The organism is Chryseobacterium sp. C-71 (assembly GCF_020911865.1).
Lineage (GTDB): Bacteria > Bacteroidota > Bacteroidia > Flavobacteriales > Weeksellaceae > Chryseobacterium.
In genome coordinates this window covers 1,163,609-1,181,213 of the sequence record NZ_CP087131.1, presented here as the reverse complement: position 1 = coordinate 1,181,213, position 17,605 = coordinate 1,163,609, and the positions used below count along the sequence as shown (strand labels likewise).

Annotated in this window: 14 protein-coding genes and 2 rRNA genes; 9 read left to right on the top strand and 7 right to left on the bottom strand. The window is 36.3% G+C overall.

All coding sequences use genetic code 11. From position 1 onward, the window contains the following. Window positions 1-125 precede the first annotated feature (125 nt). From LNP04_RS05345 to LNP04_RS05335, 4 genes are all read left to right on the top strand, one after another. Window positions 126-2,886 (top strand): 23S ribosomal RNA (locus LNP04_RS05345). Between the two features lie 143 nt (window positions 2,887-3,029). After that, a 5S ribosomal RNA gene (gene rrf, locus LNP04_RS05340) occupies window positions 3,030-3,137 on the top strand. Between the two features lie 1,132 nt (window positions 3,138-4,269). After that, window positions 4,270-4,383: a LuxR C-terminal-related transcriptional regulator gene (locus LNP04_RS19560; RefSeq protein ID WP_407928657.1), complete on the top strand. Its 114-nt coding sequence runs from the start codon at window positions 4,270-4,272 to the stop codon at window positions 4,381-4,383. A 202-nt stretch (window positions 4,384-4,585) separates the two neighbouring features. Beyond that, the gene (locus LNP04_RS05335) at window positions 4,586-5,599 is read left to right on the top strand and encodes a L,D-transpeptidase (RefSeq protein WP_229985532.1); all 1,014 of its coding nucleotides are present in this window, start codon (window positions 4,586-4,588) and stop codon (window positions 5,597-5,599) included. Here LNP04_RS05335 and LNP04_RS05330 read toward each other — a convergent pair. The 3 genes from LNP04_RS05330 to LNP04_RS05320 form a co-directional block, all read right to left on the bottom strand. Further along, window positions 5,596-6,120 carry a hypothetical protein gene (locus tag LNP04_RS05330; RefSeq protein ID WP_229985531.1) on the bottom strand — a complete coding sequence of 175 codons (525 nt, stop codon included), beginning with the start codon at window positions 6,118-6,120 and terminating at the stop codon, window positions 5,596-5,598. The genes LNP04_RS05335 and LNP04_RS05330 overlap by 4 nt on opposite strands. 1 nt (window position 6,121) lies before the next feature. Then, complete coding sequence (locus tag LNP04_RS05325; protein WP_229985530.1) at window positions 6,122-7,438, bottom strand: PDZ domain-containing protein; 1,317 nt, start codon at window positions 7,436-7,438, stop codon at window positions 6,122-6,124. A 97-nt stretch (window positions 7,439-7,535) separates the two neighbouring features. Beyond that, a complete protein-coding gene (locus tag LNP04_RS05320; protein ID WP_229985529.1) occupies window positions 7,536-8,174 on the bottom strand; it encodes an alpha/beta hydrolase in 639 nt (212 codons plus the stop codon). A 270-nt stretch (window positions 8,175-8,444) separates the two neighbouring features. On the opposite strand from LNP04_RS05320, the gene LNP04_RS05315 reads away from it, so the two are divergent. Then, window positions 8,445-8,879 (top strand): hypothetical protein, encoded by a 435-nt coding sequence (locus LNP04_RS05315; protein ID WP_229985528.1) that lies wholly within the window; start codon window positions 8,445-8,447, stop codon window positions 8,877-8,879. A 61-nt stretch (window positions 8,880-8,940) separates the two neighbouring features. On the opposite strand, the gene tyrS is transcribed toward LNP04_RS05315, so the two are convergent. Beyond that, window positions 8,941-10,236 (bottom strand): tyrosine--tRNA ligase, encoded by a 1,296-nt coding sequence (tyrS, locus tag LNP04_RS05310; protein ID WP_229985527.1) that lies wholly within the window; start codon window positions 10,234-10,236, stop codon window positions 8,941-8,943. 153 nt (window positions 10,237-10,389) lie between these two features. On the opposite strand from tyrS, the gene LNP04_RS05305 reads away from it, so the two are divergent. Then, window positions 10,390-10,950 carry an RNA polymerase sigma factor gene (locus LNP04_RS05305; RefSeq protein WP_229985526.1) on the top strand — a complete coding sequence of 187 codons (561 nt, stop codon included), beginning with the start codon at window positions 10,390-10,392 and terminating at the stop codon, window positions 10,948-10,950. A gap of 171 nt (window positions 10,951-11,121) precedes the next feature. Next, entirely contained in the window at window positions 11,122-11,988 is an 867-nt protein-coding gene (gene lipA / locus LNP04_RS05300) for a lipoyl synthase (RefSeq protein ID WP_229985525.1), read from the top strand. Between the two features lie 231 nt (window positions 11,989-12,219). Here lipA and LNP04_RS05295 read toward each other — a convergent pair whose 3' ends face one another. Further along, complete coding sequence (locus LNP04_RS05295) at window positions 12,220-13,074, bottom strand: AraC family transcriptional regulator (protein WP_229985524.1); 855 nt, start codon at window positions 13,072-13,074, stop codon at window positions 12,220-12,222. A 129-nt stretch (window positions 13,075-13,203) separates the two neighbouring features. Here LNP04_RS05295 and LNP04_RS05290 point away from each other — a divergent pair, with 129 nt between their 5' ends. After that, window positions 13,204-14,403, top strand: a complete 1,200-nt coding sequence (locus LNP04_RS05290) for an MFS transporter (RefSeq protein WP_229985523.1) — start codon at window positions 13,204-13,206, stop codon at window positions 14,401-14,403. A gap of 33 nt (window positions 14,404-14,436) precedes the next feature. Here LNP04_RS05290 and LNP04_RS05285 read toward each other — a convergent pair whose 3' ends face one another. Continuing rightward, window positions 14,437-14,817 (bottom strand): STAS/SEC14 domain-containing protein, encoded by a 381-nt coding sequence (locus tag LNP04_RS05285; protein ID WP_229985522.1) that lies wholly within the window; start codon window positions 14,815-14,817, stop codon window positions 14,437-14,439. Between the two features lie 113 nt (window positions 14,818-14,930). On the opposite strand from LNP04_RS05285, the gene LNP04_RS05280 reads away from it, so the two are divergent. Continuing rightward, a complete protein-coding gene (locus LNP04_RS05280) occupies window positions 14,931-16,136 on the top strand; it encodes an FAD-binding oxidoreductase (protein WP_229985521.1) in 1,206 nt (401 codons plus the stop codon). Window positions 16,137-16,329: 193 nt separating this feature from the next. Here LNP04_RS05280 and LNP04_RS05275 read toward each other — a convergent pair whose 3' ends face one another. Continuing rightward, window positions 16,330-17,520: a hypothetical protein gene (locus LNP04_RS05275; protein WP_229985520.1), complete on the bottom strand. Its 1,191-nt coding sequence runs from the start codon at window positions 17,518-17,520 to the stop codon at window positions 16,330-16,332. Window positions 17,521-17,605: the final 85 nt, after the last annotated feature.

Here is a 17,605-nt window from a genome sequence, read left to right as displayed (position 1 = left end):
AAGATCATTGACATTAACGGTAAAAATATCACAAAGAGAAAACCGAGCGCAATTAAGCGTTTGAGTTTACAAAATAGTTTAACAGCGATGTTAGACAAAAAATACTGAACTAATTAATAATTAGGAAAGAAATCGTTAAGGGCGTATGGCGGATGCCTAGGCTTTCAGAGGCGAAGAAGGACGCGGTAAGCTGCGAAAAGCTGCGGGGATCGGCACACACGAATTGATCCGCAGATGTCCGAATGGGGCAACCCGGCATGTTGAAGACATGTCACCTCGTAAGAGGAGCAAACCAGGAGAACTGAAACATCTAAGTACCCTGAGGAAAAGAAATCGAAGAGATTCCGTAAGTAGTGGCGAGCGAACGCGGATTAGCCCAAAAGTCTTTATATATTTAATAGAATGTTCTGGAAAGAACAGCCATAGAGGGTGATAGCCCCGTACATGAAAGGTATATTTAGATGATAAATGAGTAGGGCGGGACACGTGAAATCCTGTCTGAATATGGGGGGACCATCCTCCAAGGCTAAATACTCCTGAAAGACCGATAGTGAACAAGTACTGTGAAGGAAAGGTGAAAAGCACTTCGAATAGAAGGGTGAAATAGAACCTGAAACCGTACGCCTACAAGCGGTCGGAGCCCACAAGTTGGGTGACGGCGTGCCTTTTGCATAATGAGCCTACGAGTTAATGTTACTAGCGAGGTTAAGTACTTCAGGTACGGAGCCGGAGCGAAAGCGAGTCTGAATAGGGCGCTTAGTTAGTAGTATTAGACGCGAAACCTTGTGATCTACCCATGGGCAGGTTGAAGCTTTGGTAACACAAAGTGGAGGACCGAACCGGTTGACGTTGAAAAGTCTTCGGATGACCTGTGGGTAGGGGTGAAAGGCCAATCAAACTGGGAGATAGCTCGTACTCCCCGAAATGCATTTAGGTGCAGCGTCGTGTATAAGTTTATTAGAGGTAGAGCTACTGATTGGATGCGGGGGAGTCAAATCCTACCAATTCCTGACAAACTCCGAATGCTAATAAATGTTCCACGGCAGTGAGGGCGCGGGTGCTAAGGTCCGTGTCCGAGAGGGAAAGAACCCAGACCAACAGCTAAGGTCCCCAAATCTCTATTAAGTTGAAGCAACGCGGTTGGACTGCATTGACAGCTAGGATGTTGGCTTGGAAGCAGCCATTCATTTAAAGAGTGCGTAACAGCTCACTAGTCGAGCGGTCCGGCATGGATAATAATCGGGCATAAATAGAGTACCGAAGCTATGGATTTACAACTTAGGGTTGTATCTGGTAGGGGAGCATTCTGTTTGCACAGAAGCTGAGTCGTGAGGCTTGGTGGAGCGTACAGAAAAGAAAATGTAGGCATAAGTAACGATAAAGCGGGCGAGAAACCCGCTCACCGAAAGACTAAGGTTTCCTCAGCCATGCTAATCAGCTGAGGGTTAGTCGGGACCTAACGCGAACCCGAAAGGGGTAGTGGATGGACAATGGGTTAATATTCCCATACTTGCTCACACTAAAAAGGGGACGGAGTGCCGTACTTACTGGAGACTGACGGAATAGTCAAGACCTAGCCTTCGGGCGAAGTTGCTGTAAGGAAAGTGCTTCCAAGAAAAGCCGAAGTGAAGCAACCCGTACCAAAACCGACACAGGTAGTCGAGGAGAGAATCCTAAGGTGCTAGAGTGAATCATGGTTAAGGAACTAGGCAAAATAGTCTCGTAACTTCGGAAGAAGAGACGCCAGCAGCAATGCTGGCCGCAGTGAAGAGGCCCAGGCGACTGTTTATCAAAAACACAGGACTCTGCTAAATCGAAAGATGCTGTATAGGGTCTGACACCTGCCCGGTGCTGGAAGGTTAAGGAAGGGCGTTAGCAGCAATGCGAAGCGTTTGACTGAAGCCCCAGTAAACGGCGGCCGTAACTATAACGGTCCTAAGGTAGCGAAATTCCTTGTCGGGTAAGTTCCGACCTGCACGAATGGTGTAACGATCTGGGCACTGTCTCAACCATGAGCTCTGTGAAATTGTAGTAACGGTGAAGATGCCGTTTACCCGCAATGGGACGAAAAGACCCTGTGAACCTTTACTATAACTTCGTATTGACTTTGAGTAAGTAATGTGTAGGATAGGTGGGAGACTTTGAAGCAGGCACGCTAGTGTTTGTGGAGTCAACGTTGAAATACCACCCTTTACTTACTTGGAGCCTAACTTGATTTATCAAGGACACTGCGTGGTGGGTAGTTTGACTGGGGTGGTCGCCTCCAAAAGAGTAACGGAGGCTTTCAAAGGTACCCTCAGCACGCTTGGTAACCGTGCGTAGAGTGTAATGGCATAAGGGTGCTTGACTGTGAGACCTACAAGTCGATCAGGTGCGAAAGCAGGACATAGTGATCCGGTGGTTCCGTATGGAAGGGCCATCGCTCATAGGATAAAAGGTACTCCGGGGATAACAGGCTAGTCTCCCCCAAGAGCTCACATCGACGGGGAGGTTCGGCACCTCGATGTCGGCTCGTCACATCCTGGGGCTGGAGAAGGTCCCAAGGGTTGGGCTGTTCGCCCATTAAAGTGGCACGCGAGCTGGGTTCAGAACGTCGTGAGACAGTTCGGTCTCTATCTATTGCGGGCGTTAGATGTTTGAGAGGGCTTGATTCTAGTACGAGAGGACCGAATTGAACAAACCTCTGGTGTATCAGTTGTACCGCCAGGTGCACCGCTGAGTAGCTACGTTTGGAAGAGATAAGCACTGAAAGCATATAAGTGCGAAACTCGCCTCAAGATGAGACATCTTTTAAGGGTCGTTGGAGATGACGACGTTGATAGGCTACAGGTGTAAAGTTGGTAACAGCATAGCCGAGTAGTACTAATTACCCGTAGATTTATTGCCTAATTGGCAAGCCTTAATTGCGCAATCAAGGTTCTCTCTTTGTGAACATTTTTATCGATAAAACAGTTGACAGTAGGGAGTTGACAGTTGATAGTATCATACCATCAACAATCAACCAAAAACTGACAACCATATACAACCTTTAGGGTGGTTTTAGCGGTGGGGCTCACCTGTTCCCATTCCGAACACAGAAGTTAAGCCCACCAGCGCCGATGGTACTGCGAAAGCGGGAGAGTAGGTCGCCGCCAGTTTTTATTTAAAAGTCTCATACATTCAGTTGTATGAGACTTTTTTTTGTTCTAAATCTACCTAAAAGTAAACGAATCCGCCATCTGTAAATCAAATTTTAACCTCCAATATTCAAGGTTTGAGATCCGGTTTGGGGAAAGAAGTTGATGAAAGTTCAAGTTGAATGTAATCTATCGAAAGCAAGAATCTAAACAGTTGCTCCTTAAAAGCAATATCTATGTAGAAAAAAGCTGACGCGTTCCTATGGAAGGCTATCTATTCCACCATTTATATTTTTTTAACGACATTACAAGTTGCTCCGTAGGAAGGATATTTGTGTAGGAAAAGTTAATGCGGGGAAAAGTGCATTCCGTCGGATCGATATCTGTTTATCATCTAAGAAGTGATTTGTCTCAGGGGTTGAAATAATGTACAGGTCGCTCCTAAGGAGCTTCTCCATCCGTGAGCTGTATTCTTTTTCTATTAACAGTCCGCCGCTCTGCGGCTTTTCAAGCAGTTGTACTTATTGCAGAACTATTTGTTGTACGTATTTTGAATAGTTTAAGATGATTGCAAAACCTTGGTTATAATGAAATAGTAAGAAATCATTACCTTTTAAAATATATCCAGAAAATGTAATTTTGAATATGCATCAAGCATCAAGCATCAAGCATCAAGCAAGCCTAAATCAAGCTTTTAGAACGAAAAAAAGTCATTGGTTATTTTGACAGATAATCAAAAGAATGCAGTCACCCCTAGCCCAGATCGCAACGGCATCCTTTTTTGTTGCAATGAAAAAGCACAGGCACAAAAAAGATATAGTGAAGAGCTGGATAAAGCTTCTGAAAGTCTTAATTAATTACAGGTATCAAATGATCTAAATATTGTATGATTTTATAGTATAAAAAATTACCATCATTGCTGATGGTAATTGTGGTTATTAGCTTATAATGAAATTACTTTTTTATCTCATCTATAATTTGAGTCTTTATTTTTTCCGCTGTTTTTAAGATTTTTATTTTAAAAAAACTTCTTCATTAGAATTGTTGACGATATACAATTCATTAGAAAAATGAATTTTTGTAATAATAGAATCATTTTTTGGTAAAATGGATCAAGAAAGAAAAGAAAAAACTTTCGCCGAGAGAATATTAAATACTGAGTCTTTATGCTGGTGGGCTCAAGATCAATGAAATTGCTCAGAAACTTTTTATTACAGCAGATACCGTTAAATTTCATCAAAAAAACTCTTTGAAAAAATTGAAGTGAGTAATATTGCTGGAGCTTTAAATTATGTTAAAATCAATAAATTATTGTAATCTAAATCTTTTTCCCTCATTCTAATTTTTTCAGTACCAATTAAGTACATTTGTTAGGGAAATATTTTTTCTCATTTAAATGTTTTTAGGTCTGATATTTGTATCTTAAGTACAAACTCAATGGCCTCTACTTATTTATGAAAAAATTATTTTTGAAACAATCATTATTCTACACTTTATTTTTTGCATTATTACTTACTGGATGTAGGAAAGATAACGAAAAAATAGACAACCAGTCACAAGGTACATCTTCAGGAACATCAACAGACGAAAAAAAATCGGATTCGGTAGCTACAAAAACTGAAATAAAAGAATCTGCACCACCTGCAATGCAGGAAAATGGTTTTTATAATGCTTTTGCCATTCCGAAAGATAAGAAGCTAAGAGATTCCTTATATTCAATTTTTAGTAAAAAATATACAGAAAGAGAACGTTACGCAATTTTAGCACTCAACAGATTAGATTCTAAAAGCAAGTGGAATTCTGATACGTTAGTTGTTCCTGCAAAGATTGATACTACTTTGATGGCTTATTCTCCTTTTCCAATGCAGCTTGATGTGTTGAGCGAAGTGAAAAAGTTTGTTGTTTTCTCATATCCGATTCAGGCTTATGGAGTTTATTCCAATGGAACGTTGGTGAAATGGGGCCCGACAAGTATGGGTAAAAAAACAGCTCAAACTACAAGAGGTTTAATGTTTGCAAATTGGAAGAAAAAATTGGCTATATCTACCGTAAAAAGCGAGTGGAAATTACCATACAATTTCAATATTCATAATACTCATGGGATTGGTTGGCATCAATATGACCTTCCTGGCTATCCTGCTTCACATTCTTGTTTGAGATTATTGATGAAAGATGCAATTTGGTTATACAGTTATGCTGATACCTGGATATTAAATCCGGGTGGAGCAACTACAAAAGCCAACGGAACACCAGTAATCGTTTTTGGAGATTACCCATGGGGAAAAAGAAAACCTTGGAGAAATCTTTTAAATGATCCGAATGCCAACAATATTTCTGTCGAGGAAATGACTAATTTGATTAAACCTCACGTTGAAAAAATGGTAAAAGAACAAACCAACAGAGAAAAAGTTTCCGATTCTATTAAAGCAGCAAAAGCTATGGAAGTTACAGCTCATATTGCAGAACCGGAAGCTTCCAATTAAATTTTCTTTTCATGATGTAAGGTCGATTCTTCAGCAAACTTTCTAAGTTTTTTCATCTCATCTTTAGCTTTCATTTGTCCTATCCTTGCAGCAGCATAGGTTACCGCAATACAAAAAAGCATTGCGAATGAAGCATTTAAAGCCCAAGGATATTCAAAACTTTTGATTTGCTTTTCAACGTAATACATGGTGAAAAATGTCATCCAGAGAATGGAAAACAGAAAGTAGAGAAACATAAAGAATGTCCAGACCGAAGAACTTGGCCCAAAAACTCCTCTTATAACGGTTTGATCATCTTCAATTTCTGTACGAAGAGACAATTGAGGTTGCCAATATTGTTCATATACGGTTTCTACGCAAATGGTGGCCATTTCTTTGTTGATATTGCCGGAAAATTCACCTTTATGCTCAGCCAGATATTTTTTTAGATTTTCGGCATAAACTTCTTTACTCAAATGGGTGTACATTTTGAATCTCGGCCGATTTCTTATTTTGTCTAAGGTGGTTTCTTCTGTTTGCATATTAATCTTGATAGGGTATTGGGTCTTCTAATGTAAAACTAAGGCGAAGTTCCTGATTTTTTCTGATAATATTCATATTTATTGTCTTGCCTTCATCAGATTTCATCATTTCCATGATTTTTTGCAAGGTCATATCTGAAGTTTTCTTTCCGTTGATGGTGATGAGTTGATCACCTTTTTTCAATCCTGCTTTATCGGCTGGCGAATCTTTTCTTACTCCGGCAATCGAAAAGAAAGGTTTTAGAACAAATTTATATTGTAGACTGTTGTTGATAAGTTCCACTCCATTACCTCCATTATCTTTCTTTTTGCTTTCGAGATTAAACAAATCTTTTTCCCACTGCAATCCGTCTTGTTGAAAATCTAAACCACTCATGTTGAAGTGAAATGGATCATTATAATTCTTGTTTTTTCTGAGATATAATTTTTGGTTTTGATAATCAAAAATTGCTGTGAATCTTCTAAGAATATCTCCACCAACCGAACCTTTTCTTTCTACTACCAAATTCACATGCTGAATAGAAAATTCATCGGGCATTGCCATTAGCGGTTTTTCGAATTTAAAATCACCCAGATAAAAATTGTGAATACGACTTCTTTTGCCAAAAATATCACCATTGAATCCCCTACCTAAATAATCGTCAATATTTGGTCTGTTGTAAACGAAATTTTTAATAAGAGTAGGGAAGAGCCAGATAGCATCGCTGTTTCCCATATCAATTAAAAGTTTTGAACTTTTTTTCTCGTTGGTCATTTCTATATCAGCGAAAATGTAAGGCTTATTTCTTTCAACGGAAATAGGTAATTCATCAAACTTTTTAATTCTTTTTTTGAATAAATCATCATTATTGTAAACAGTGATTTTCTTCGAACTGTAATCTATCGCAATAGGATAATTTTTAAAAAAATGATAACCAATAATGCCGTTCACAGGAATTCCAACGTGAGATGAAATATTAAAATCCTGATCCAAAATAATAAAAAGAGTAAAAGAAGTATTGATAAAATGTTCTCCTATTTTGCCAATATTGTGATCAGATTTAAAGCCTTCAATACTTGCACTTCCTCCAAGTCCGGAAAATTTCATTTTTTCTAAAGGTGAAAGTTTTAATTCTTTATTTTCGAGACTGAAAATGGTAGTTTCTGCAACTCCGGTGTCCAGCATAAAAGTAAGTTCGGCACCATTTACTGTAATCGGAATAAAAATCAAATTATTAATCAGCTTAAAAGGAATCACTATTTTTTTTGCATCTTTTATCTCAAAACTATTTTGAGCATTCGCAAAAATGCTGAACATACAAATGAATAAAAAATGCATTAATTTCATCTTATTAAATTACTAAAATAATTGAATTAAAAATAAAAAACATTCTCAAATTGTTGAGAATGTTTAAAAATGATCAAGGAAATGTCTTTTATTTCGAAAAGAATTCCATTAAATCGATATAATTTTTTTGATTGACGCCGTGACCGCTCATGTATTCTCTGAAAGTGAAATAACAACTCAGATCATACAGCAGATCTGCAGCTTTTCTTCCCCATTCCATAGGAATTATGGCATCATCTGTACCGTGGGAAACGAAAAACCGAAGTTTCTCTAGCTTCTTTTTATCTTTTACGATGTCTGTCAGCAATTTCTCTTCGGGATAACTGCTCAAACACGCAATATAATTAAAGAGATCAGGATATTTTAAAGCTAAACTGTAGCATAAAATTCCACCTTGGCTGAATCCACAAAGATGTGTCTTGTTATCCGTAAGTCCATATTTGTTGGATATAGCTATGATGTTCTGTAAAACACTCTCCAATGCTTCTTTTGCCTGATCGATGTCTATAAACTGCTCAGGATTATTAAAATCAATATCAAACCATGAATATCCTTCAAACTGGGTTTCTCTCGGAGCTCTGAAACTTACCAGAATCCAGTCAGCGGGTAAGCTTTCTCTAAAACTGAAAAGATCCTGCTCATTGCTTCCATAACCATGAAGCATAAATAGAATAGGAGTTTGAGGAGTAATATTTTCCGGCTCTCTGACGATGTAATCTAAATTCATATACTAAGAATCTATTTTTTATTGTTAAATGGAATCGCTTTAAAAATTAATTTAAATCTAAGCGATTGATAGAGCAAAGATAATTAATAATGATTTATTTATCTTGAAAATAGTAAGTTGCCAGAATGAGAATTGATCGAAGCGAAATTGATTGCTGGTGTTTTGTTGAATTGCTATTGATTGTATTTTTTTATTGGAAATTTTACATAAAAGTTATTTTTATATTGATAAAAATCCTATATTTGAAACATTAAAAATCTATTCGGAGAAATGAAGCAAATTTACAAATCAAAAAGTTTACATAGACTTTCATTAATGGTAGTCGCATTATTTTCTGTAGTATCTGTTATGAATTCTTGTAAAGATGATGACGAAGACGAGTTTCAAGATCACCTTGTACAGTTTGAAGCAAAACTGGTAAAAGGTACGGGAACAGCAGTACCAGTATTTAAAACGATAGTTACTCAGGTTGGGGTAAGTCAAAATACTAATTTTGATACACCAGGTCTTGTATGGGCGAGTGATGAATTTTTCGTAAACTCAAGCCAGTCTCAACTTAATTTAGATGCAAATGCGCTTCTTACAAATGCAGATTCTCAATTAATCGTTACATTATACGTTGATGGAGTGGTTGCAAAATCTGACACCGCTACAGGAGTAGGAACACAAGACGCTTCTATTGATTACAGCTTTTTAGAATTGTAATTAATTTAAAAATAAAATAAAAAAACCGCCAAAGGCGGTTTTTTTGATATAGATTGAAATATTATATTGCTTTTACAATAAAATAATTCTTTTTTCCTTTTTGAAGTAATAAAAATTTACCGTCGATCAGATCGCTTTCATTGGCAGTATACACTTCATTTACTTTTTCTTTATTTACAGAAATTGAATTTCCTTTCAATTCTCTTGTAGCCTCACTTTTAGATTTTAAAAATCCTGATTTTTCAGAAAGTAAATCAACAATATTAATTCCTAAAACATCATTTTTAGCTACTTCTTTTTTTGGAACTCCATCAAATATTTCAAGGAAAATTTCTTCGTCGAGACTTACCAAATCTTCAGCAGTAGATTTTCCGAAAAGAATTTCTGAAGCCTTTAAAGCTCTTTCATATTCCTCTCTTCCGTGAACCCAAACCGTAACTTCTTTAGCTAATTTCTTCTGTAGTTTTCTTTCGTGCGGAGCAGTTTGATGTTCTGTAATTAAATTTTCAATTTCTTCTTGTCCTAAGAACGTATAGAATTTTATGAATCTTTCTGCATCAGAATCTGTTCCATTTAACCAAAACTGGTAGAATTTATAAGGTGAAGTTTTCTGTTTATCTAACCAGTAATTTTCACCGCTTTCCGACTTTCCAAATTTCGAACCGTCAGCTTTCGTAATCAAAGGAACTGTCAAAGCAAAAGCTTCTCCCTGTGCTTTTCTACGGATTAATTCTGTTCCTGTGGTGATATTTCCCCATTGATCAGAACCTCCCATCTGAAGTTTTACACCATTATTTTGATATAAATGTAAAAAATCATATCCTTGAATTAATTGGTAAGTGAATTCTGTAAAACTCATTCCGTCAACACCCGCTTCTCCTGAAAGTCTCTTCTTTACAGAATCTTTTGCCATCATGTAATTGACTGTAATGTTTTTCCCAACATTTTTAGCAAAATCAAGGAATGAAATTTTCTTCATCCAATCGTAATTGTTCACCAATTCTGCTCTGTTGGTTTCATTTCCTTCAAAATTCAAAAATCTTGAAAGTTGGTTTTGCAGACAATCAACATAATGTAAAAGCGTTTCTTCATCCAAAAGATTTCTTTCGGCGGATTTTCCTGAAGGATCTCCAATCATTCCTGTAGCACCACCAACCAATGCAATCGGCTTGTGACCGTGCTGCTGAAAGTGAGCCAAAATCTTAATCTGAATAAGACTTCCGATATGTAAAGAATCTGCGGTAGGATCGAACCCGATATAGGCAGTTGTCATCTCCTTATCCAGTTGTTCGTCGGTTCCGGGCATCATGTCGGCAAAAAGGCCACGCCATTTCAGTTCTTCAATAAAAGAGTTCATTATTTTTTGTTTAAAATTTAAGGAGCAAAGATAAGTAAAATATAGAATGTGAAATCAACAGACTGTTCTGCAACTTAGTTTAAATCACCTAAATCCCAAATTCTTTTAATTTTTTAATTATTAAATCTTTTAATTTTAATAAATTTGTTAGTAATGAAAGACGAACAATTATTTTCGCTCATCCAACAGGCAAAGGAAAAAGACCAAAAAGCTCAAACCAAGCTCATCAATGTTTTTTGGGTAGATGTTTTTTCTTTTGTGATGAAAAAAGTGCACGACGAAAATGATACAGATGAAATTACCGTCAATGTTTTCTCAAAAGTTTTATCTAAATTGGATATGTACGATCCTCATTTCCAATTTAAAACCTGGATTCTGACGATTGCCCAAAATACAATTATCGATTTTTGGCGGAGAAAAAGCAGAGAAAATCAAGACCCAACAGAAAATTTAGATGAAGTAAAAAATCATTATGCAAAGTCTCCTGAAGAACTGATGATTTCTGATGAAGAACAAAAGAAAATCATCAAAACCATCGAATCTTTGGACGGTAATTATCAGGATATTATTAAACTGAGATTCTTTGAAGAAAAAAGCATCAAGGAAATAGCCGAAGAGCTTGGGATTTCTGTTGCCAACACGAAAGTAAGAGTCATGCGCGCAAAAAAAGTCTTGGCTGAATTGCTGAAAAATAATGAGTTTGAGGATAATTAATTTTTGCAAAGCAATGTTTTTTGCCACGAATGCACGAATTTTTTAATTCAAGCAAGAAGCCAATAATAATTCGTGCATTCGTGGCAAAAATAAATTATCATTTCCATCAATTTGCATCGTAGACGCAGTCGATAAAAAATTCCTTAACTTTGAAGTCAATTTGAGAGATAAATGGAGAATTTAGTTCAGGATACTACCGTTCAAAAACCAAAATGGATTCGTGTAAAACTTCCTACCGGAAAGAATTACAGAGAACTTCGTACATTGGTTGATAAATATAAATTAAATACAATTTGCCAAAGCGGAAGCTGCCCGAATATGGGTGAATGTTGGGGAGAAGGAACTGCAACTTTCATGATTTTGGGGAATATTTGTACCCGAAGCTGTGGATTTTGCGGGGTAAAAACCGGAAAACCAATGGATGTCAATTGGGACGAACCTGAAAAAGTGGCTCGTTCAATCAAATTAATGAAAATCAAGCATGCAGTTTTAACTTCAGTTGACCGTGATGATTTGAAAGATATGGGATCAATCCTTTGGGGTGAAACTGTAAATGCTGTAAGAAGAATTTCTCCAGGAACGACGATGGAGACATTAATTCCTGACTTTCAAGGATTGACAAAACATTTGGACAGAATGGTGGATGTAGCTCCTGAAGTGATTTCTCACAACATGGAAACCGTAAAACGTTTGACCAGAGAAGTGAGAATTCAGGCAAAATATGAGAGAAGCCTTGAAGTTTTAAGATATTTAAAAGAAGCTGGACAAAACAGAACGAAAACTGGATTGATGCTTGGTTTGGGTGAAGAAAAACATGAGGTTTTTCAAACAATTGAAGACATTAGAAATGCCAAAGTAGATGTGATTACGATGGGACAATATTTGCAACCAACGAAAAAACATTTGCCTGTGAAGAAATTTATAACTCCGGAAGAGTTTGATGAATTTGGCGATTTTGCGAGAAGCTTGGGTTTCAGACACGTTGAAAGTTCGCCTTTGGTAAGAAGTTCTTATCACGCAGAAAAACATATTCACTAAAAATATACATCGCTTCATTTTTGAAGCGATTTTTTTGTAAAGAAAAAATCTCATTTTAATAAAGTCAAAACAATGTTTGTCATTCCGGAGGAATCTAGACAATGTTTTTTCCCAAAAAGATTCAACAAAATAAGCTTAGATTCCTCCGGAATGACAAACTAAGTGTCACTATTGATTTGCAAATAGAAAATATAAAACGCAAACATCTTTGAGATCCGTGAGATAAATAGATCAAACTTCTACTTTATTCAAATGCTTTTTCTTAAAAGCAGTCGGGGTTTCTCCGATATAATTTTTAAATAATTTATTGAAATAAGAAAGACTTTCAAAACCGACCTGAAAAGAAACTTCCGAAATACATAAATTCTGCAACAGCAACATTTTTGCCTGATTAATTCTATAGTTATTCACAAAATCTGTAAACGTCATATTGGTCTGTTTTTTAAAATATCTGCAAAAAGCAGGTGTGCTCAGACTTACCATTTCAGCAATCGTATTCACATTTGGGTTTTTATCATAATTTTCGTTGATGTAGTCATAGATGGTTCCCATTCTGATTTTATCGTTTAAAAACCATTTTACCCTTGTGTCTTCTTTATTTAACTCTTTAACCTCATCTGATTGAGAAAGGATTTGCAAAACTTCCATCAAGGCAATCAGTGATTCAAAAGGATTTTTTTGTTTGATGAGATGAAGTTTTTTAACAACGATTTTTTTTGTTTCTCCGAAAAAAGATAATCCAAGATAGGAGCGGTCTAAAAGTTTTTTAATATTATCAAATTCAGGAACGGGAAGAATCATTTCCTCCAAAAAATTTTCTTTAAGCTGCAATACAACCTGCTTGTATTCGGTTTTAATTCCATAATCAAAATTCAAATGCGGAACATTTGAACCTACCAAAAGAAGATCACTTTCCATAAAACCGGAAATATCTTTACCTACATGACGAATTCCGTTGAGAGCTTCTACATAAACCAATTCAATTTCAGGGTGATAATGCCAGAAAAAACAATGTTTCATAGAGGGTTCGAAAATTTTGAAAGATTTACCCTTTTCAAAGTCAATGATTTCTTTCTGAATTTTCATAAGGTTCTATTTTGATTAATAATTATTACAAATTTATTTAAAATTGTCAATACGGAGCAATGATTCATCATTTCAGAACAAATAAAAACCGTTATTTCTCTCGAATTTTGCACTTTGAAATTGGAAGAGATGTTTGATAGAAGAATTTTGCCTTTGGCAATCGGTGGTTTGGCGATCGGAACTACAGAATTTACGATTATGGGATTGCTTCCCGATATTGCAAAAACACTGCAAATTACCATCCCGCAAGCGGGTCATTTGATTGCGGCGTATGCTTTGGGAGTAGTGATTGGAGCGCCCATCTTAATTGGTTATTCTGTGAAATTTCCACCCAAAAAAGTGTTGCTGGTTTTGATGGTGATTTTTACCATTTTTAATGCTTTATCGGCAATCGCTCCAGATTATAATTCGATGTTGATTATCAGATTTATGTCCGGTTTACCACACGGAGCTTTTTTTGGAGTTGGGACTGTGGTTGCGTCAAGAATGGCAGGAAAAGGGAAGGAGGCATTATATATTTCATTGATGTTTACCGGATTAACGGTGGCCAATTTAGCAATGGTTCCTTTGGTGACGTACATCGGGCATGCATTCCACTGGCGTTGGTATTTTGCCATCGTTGGAGTGATTGGTCTGGCTACTTTATTGGCGTTAAAACTTTGGCTACCAGCAATGGAAAAAAAGGAGGACAGTCATTTTCTGGAAGAATTGAAATTCCTGAAAGGCAAACAGTCTTGGTTAGTTTTAATGATTACGGCCATCGGATTTGGAGGATTATTTACGTGGTTTAGCTACATCACACCTTTGATGACGGTTGTTTCGAAGATTGAAAGCAGTCATATGGCTTACGTCATGATTCTTGCCGGTGCCGGAATGGTTGTCGGAAATTTAGCAGGAGGTTTTCTTTCAGATAAATTAGGACCGGAAAAAACCTGTGTGTTATTGCTATTTTTGATGATGTGTTCTTTGTCAGGAGTGTTTTTCCTTTCAGAATATCAAAGTATTTCTTTGGTTTTGACATTTATTTGTGGGGCTTTATCGATGTCGGTTGCTGCACCCATTAATATCATGATGATGAAAGCCGCACCTAAAAGTGAAATGATGGCCGCTGCTTTTATGCAGGCTGCATTTAATATTGCCAATGCGATGGGCGCTTTCTTGGGAGGAATTCCTTTAGAACATGGCTTGCCTTACAATTATCCTTCGCTAGTGGGAGTGGGGATGACGATTATTGGTTTAGTGATCAGTATCATTTATTTTTATCTGTATCGCTCAACCAAGGTGGCAGAAAAGGAATTGATGACGGAATGTGTTACCTGTGATCAATAAAAAAAGAGAAGCAATTTGCTTCTCTTTTTGTTTCTAATCTTCAACTTCGTTGCCGTTCTGACACCAATATAAGGCATTATAGAGATTTTCTTTTGGAAAAGATTTAAATTCTCCGGGCATCAGAACACTGAAAATATCCGTGAAATTTTGTACTCCCTCTTTATCGGTGACAATCGCTGCACGATTCCATTTTGAAAGATTTTTTATGCCTAAAAGAGCATCCTGAAGCCAGGCTCCCATGGTGAAATTGCTTAAATCTGTGTCGAGATACAAAAGATAGTTTAATTCATCAAACTGTTCTACTTTATTTTTCACATGAGGAATGACAAGATTTTCAAAATCTTCTTTAGTAACATCTCCAGTTGCATTGAATGCAGCTACATTTTCAGGGGCATCATTAATAATCGTGATCATAATTTATATTTTAAATGGTTTTGGTAGCTTTAAATTATCAATAATTAAACCAGAAATATGTAATTACTCTATTAAGGGCTCAATTATTGATTGACAATTGAAAAATAATTTCTATGGACTTGAAATCTAACGAACCTTTCTGGCTTTTGAAAAATGGCCTTGTTTCTTCTTACCCTTCTCTGAAATCTGATGAAGAATGCGATGTTCTTATTATAGGAGGCGGAATCACAGGAAGTCTCATTGCTCATCAAATGATAAAAGAAGGATACCAAACGATTTTAATTGATAAACGTGAAATCTGCAACGGAAGCACTTCTGCAACAACATCGATGTTACAATATGAAATAGATACTCCATTGTACGAATTGATTGAAATGATTGGTGAAAAAGGGGCGGTAGAAAGTTATAAAGCCTGTTCAAAATCTATTGATGACCTTGAAAAATTAACGAAAGAAATAAAAGCTCGTTCAGGTTTTAAAAGAAAGCAATCTTTGTATTTTGCTTCTAAAAAGAAGGATGCAATTTGGTTAGAGAAAGAATATGAAGTAAGAAGAAAAGCCGGATTCGACGTTACCTGGCTCGGAATTGAAGATATTGAAGATAAATTTGGTTTCCAAAATACGTATGGCGGAATTTTGTCGAAGCAAGGCGCAAGCATTGATGCCTTCAAATTTGCTCATGAGCTGCTGAGATTTAATGTCAATAAAGGTTTAAAAGTTTTTGATAAAACTGAAATGAAATCGGTGAAATATTTGCGTGATCATAATTTAGCATTGACGACTGATGGGTTTAATATTAAAGCTAAAAAGATCATTTATTGTGTAGGTTACGAAAGTTCAACAATGATTAAAGAACACTTTGTTGATCTGAAAAGTACATACGCAGTTGTTTCTGAGATCGACAATGATAAATTTAAGAATATAGAACATACACTCGTCTGGAATACCGATGATCCCTACATATATATGAGAACAACCGATGATGAGCGACTTTTAATCGGTGGTGGTGACGAAGATTTTTCTGATCCCGAAAAACGTGATTCCTTATTAAATAAAAAAGAAAAAGAGATTCTCAAAAATCTGAAAAGAATAAAACCCGATTATCATTTTTATACTGATTTTGTCTGGGCAGGAACTTTCGGAGAAACAAAAGACGGCTTGCCTTACATCGGAGCTCACGACCAATTTAAAAACTCTTATTTTGTCTTAGGTTTTGGCGGAAACGGAATTACTTTTTCGGTAACCGGAATGGAAATGGCTTCTGCGTTTATGAAAAATAAAAAACACGAGCTTTCTGAGTATTTTAAATTTGGAAGATAACTTTATTTCAAATTTACCGTTTGAAAAATTGACTGATAAAGTTTCGGGGTTCGGCGAAGCCGAGCCCCGAAATAAAATAAAACAATACTTTTGATAGGATTTCATCCTATCCTTTATTAAGTCGTCCCTTTGGGACTTTATCAACTTGAATATCAAATCTCATATCCATATATTGTAGACTCGCATTGCAAAACTAAAAACTATATCCATTTTTCTTAGCCAATTCTAGAATAGATTTTTCAATTGCTTTTCCTAAATCATCGCCTTCAGCATTTCCTCGCTTTTTCATTTCAGAGTCGATGAAACTTTGTCTTTGTTTTGCCAAAACTTCAATTTCTTTTTGGATTTTGTCACGGTCTGCAGATTTTTGAGCTACAATTTTTTGAATTTCAGCTTTGCTTTTTCCTTTTAGTTCAGAAGGCAGTTCTTCTTCTTTCATCGATGTAATGTAGGCTTTATCTTTTTCAACTTTATCTACCAAATCCCAATGATCATTTTTGTAAGCATTTTTCTTTGATTTGCTCACTGCTCTTTCCACAGCATTTGACGCAGAAAGAGATTCTGCATTAACGTCCTGAACAGACTGTTTGTTTTTCATTTCAGAACCACGACTTCCATAGGAAATATACGTGTTGTTTAATTGAGAATTGTATTGCGAAATTTTCATATCATAAGGCGTCTCAATATAAATGACCTTTCGGTCGCTATCGATATTAAAGAACTTTCCGTCACCAAGACTCGCTCCGTTTTGCCAGAAAGTTTGAATTCCCTCATCACGACTTCCGCAAAAAATGGTGTTGGTGTAAATGTTTTTTTTCTTTGCACCCGAAATTGTTTCTTTATAATTGATTTTTCCCTGGTCAAACGCTTCATTTCCGGCGATGTAAATCAGCTTCATGCTCTTTTCATTTCCGTCCCATTTCAGATTGGTTGACGCATCACGAATGACCGCTCCACAATATTCATTTCCGCCATTGGTTTTTAGAGCGAAAAGTTTTTCTGAAACCAAATCTAAATCCTGCGTAAGCGGAGTTACCTGTCTGATGTAATTTTCATCCTGCAACCCGTCATTTCCGTATTCATAAAGAGCAATTTCCACTTGTGGAGCTTTTCCGTTGTATTTTAAAGTGGTTAACGTATTGACGATATTCCAAAGTCTGGATTTTGCCTGATCGATTAATCCATCCATGCTGTTGGACGTGTCCAAAAGTAAAGCTACCTGAATTTTATTATCCTTTGAAACTGAAATTTGCGGTTGATTTGAAATAGTACTTTCTACAATTTCTCTGTCGTTATTTTTACTGCAACGATTGTCTGAAATTTTACCTGCACTCAAAAAAGCAATTACACTTGCTGTTATTGTTAAAACTTTTAATGTGTTCATATTGTATGTTTTTAATGATTTTTATTTAATTTTTACTAAATCTTTTTTGTTGGGAATCGCAAAGGCGCAATTTTTATTTTGATAA

What these genes read in the sequence shown, in the direction of transcription:
- LNP04_RS05320 (WP_229985529.1), bottom strand. Translation starts at nt 8,174, where the DNA reads ATGAATTTAGATTACATCGTCAGAGAGCCGGAAAATATTACTCCTCAA.
- LNP04_RS05295 (WP_229985524.1), bottom strand. Translation starts at nt 13,074, where the DNA reads ATGAAAATTCAGAAAGAAATCATTGACTTTGAAAAGGGTAAATCTTTC.
- LNP04_RS05290 (WP_229985523.1), top strand. Translation starts at nt 13,204, where the DNA reads ATGTTTGATAGAAGAATTTTGCCTTTGGCAATCGGTGGTTTGGCGATC.
- LNP04_RS05275 (WP_229985520.1), bottom strand. Translation starts at nt 17,520, where the DNA reads ATGAACACATTAAAAGTTTTAACAATAACAGCAAGTGTAATTGCTTTT.
- LNP04_RS05330 (WP_229985531.1), bottom strand. Translation starts at nt 6,120, where the DNA reads ATGCAAACAGAAGAAACCACCTTAGACAAAATAAGAAATCGGCCGAGA.
- LNP04_RS05285 (WP_229985522.1), bottom strand. Translation starts at nt 14,817, where the DNA reads ATGATCACGATTATTAATGATGCCCCTGAAAATGTAGCTGCATTCAAT.
- LNP04_RS05305 (WP_229985526.1), top strand. Translation starts at nt 10,390, where the DNA reads ATGAAAGACGAACAATTATTTTCGCTCATCCAACAGGCAAAGGAAAAA.
- LNP04_RS05325 (WP_229985530.1), bottom strand. Translation starts at nt 7,438, where the DNA reads ATGCATTTTTTATTCATTTGTATGTTCAGCATTTTTGCGAATGCTCAA.
- tyrS (WP_229985527.1), bottom strand. Translation starts at nt 10,236, where the DNA reads ATGAACTCTTTTATTGAAGAACTGAAATGGCGTGGCCTTTTTGCCGAC.
- LNP04_RS05280 (WP_229985521.1), top strand. Translation starts at nt 14,931, where the DNA reads ATGGACTTGAAATCTAACGAACCTTTCTGGCTTTTGAAAAATGGCCTT.
- lipA (WP_229985525.1), top strand. Translation starts at nt 11,122, where the DNA reads ATGGAGAATTTAGTTCAGGATACTACCGTTCAAAAACCAAAATGGATT.
- LNP04_RS05315 (WP_229985528.1), top strand. Translation starts at nt 8,445, where the DNA reads ATGAAGCAAATTTACAAATCAAAAAGTTTACATAGACTTTCATTAATG.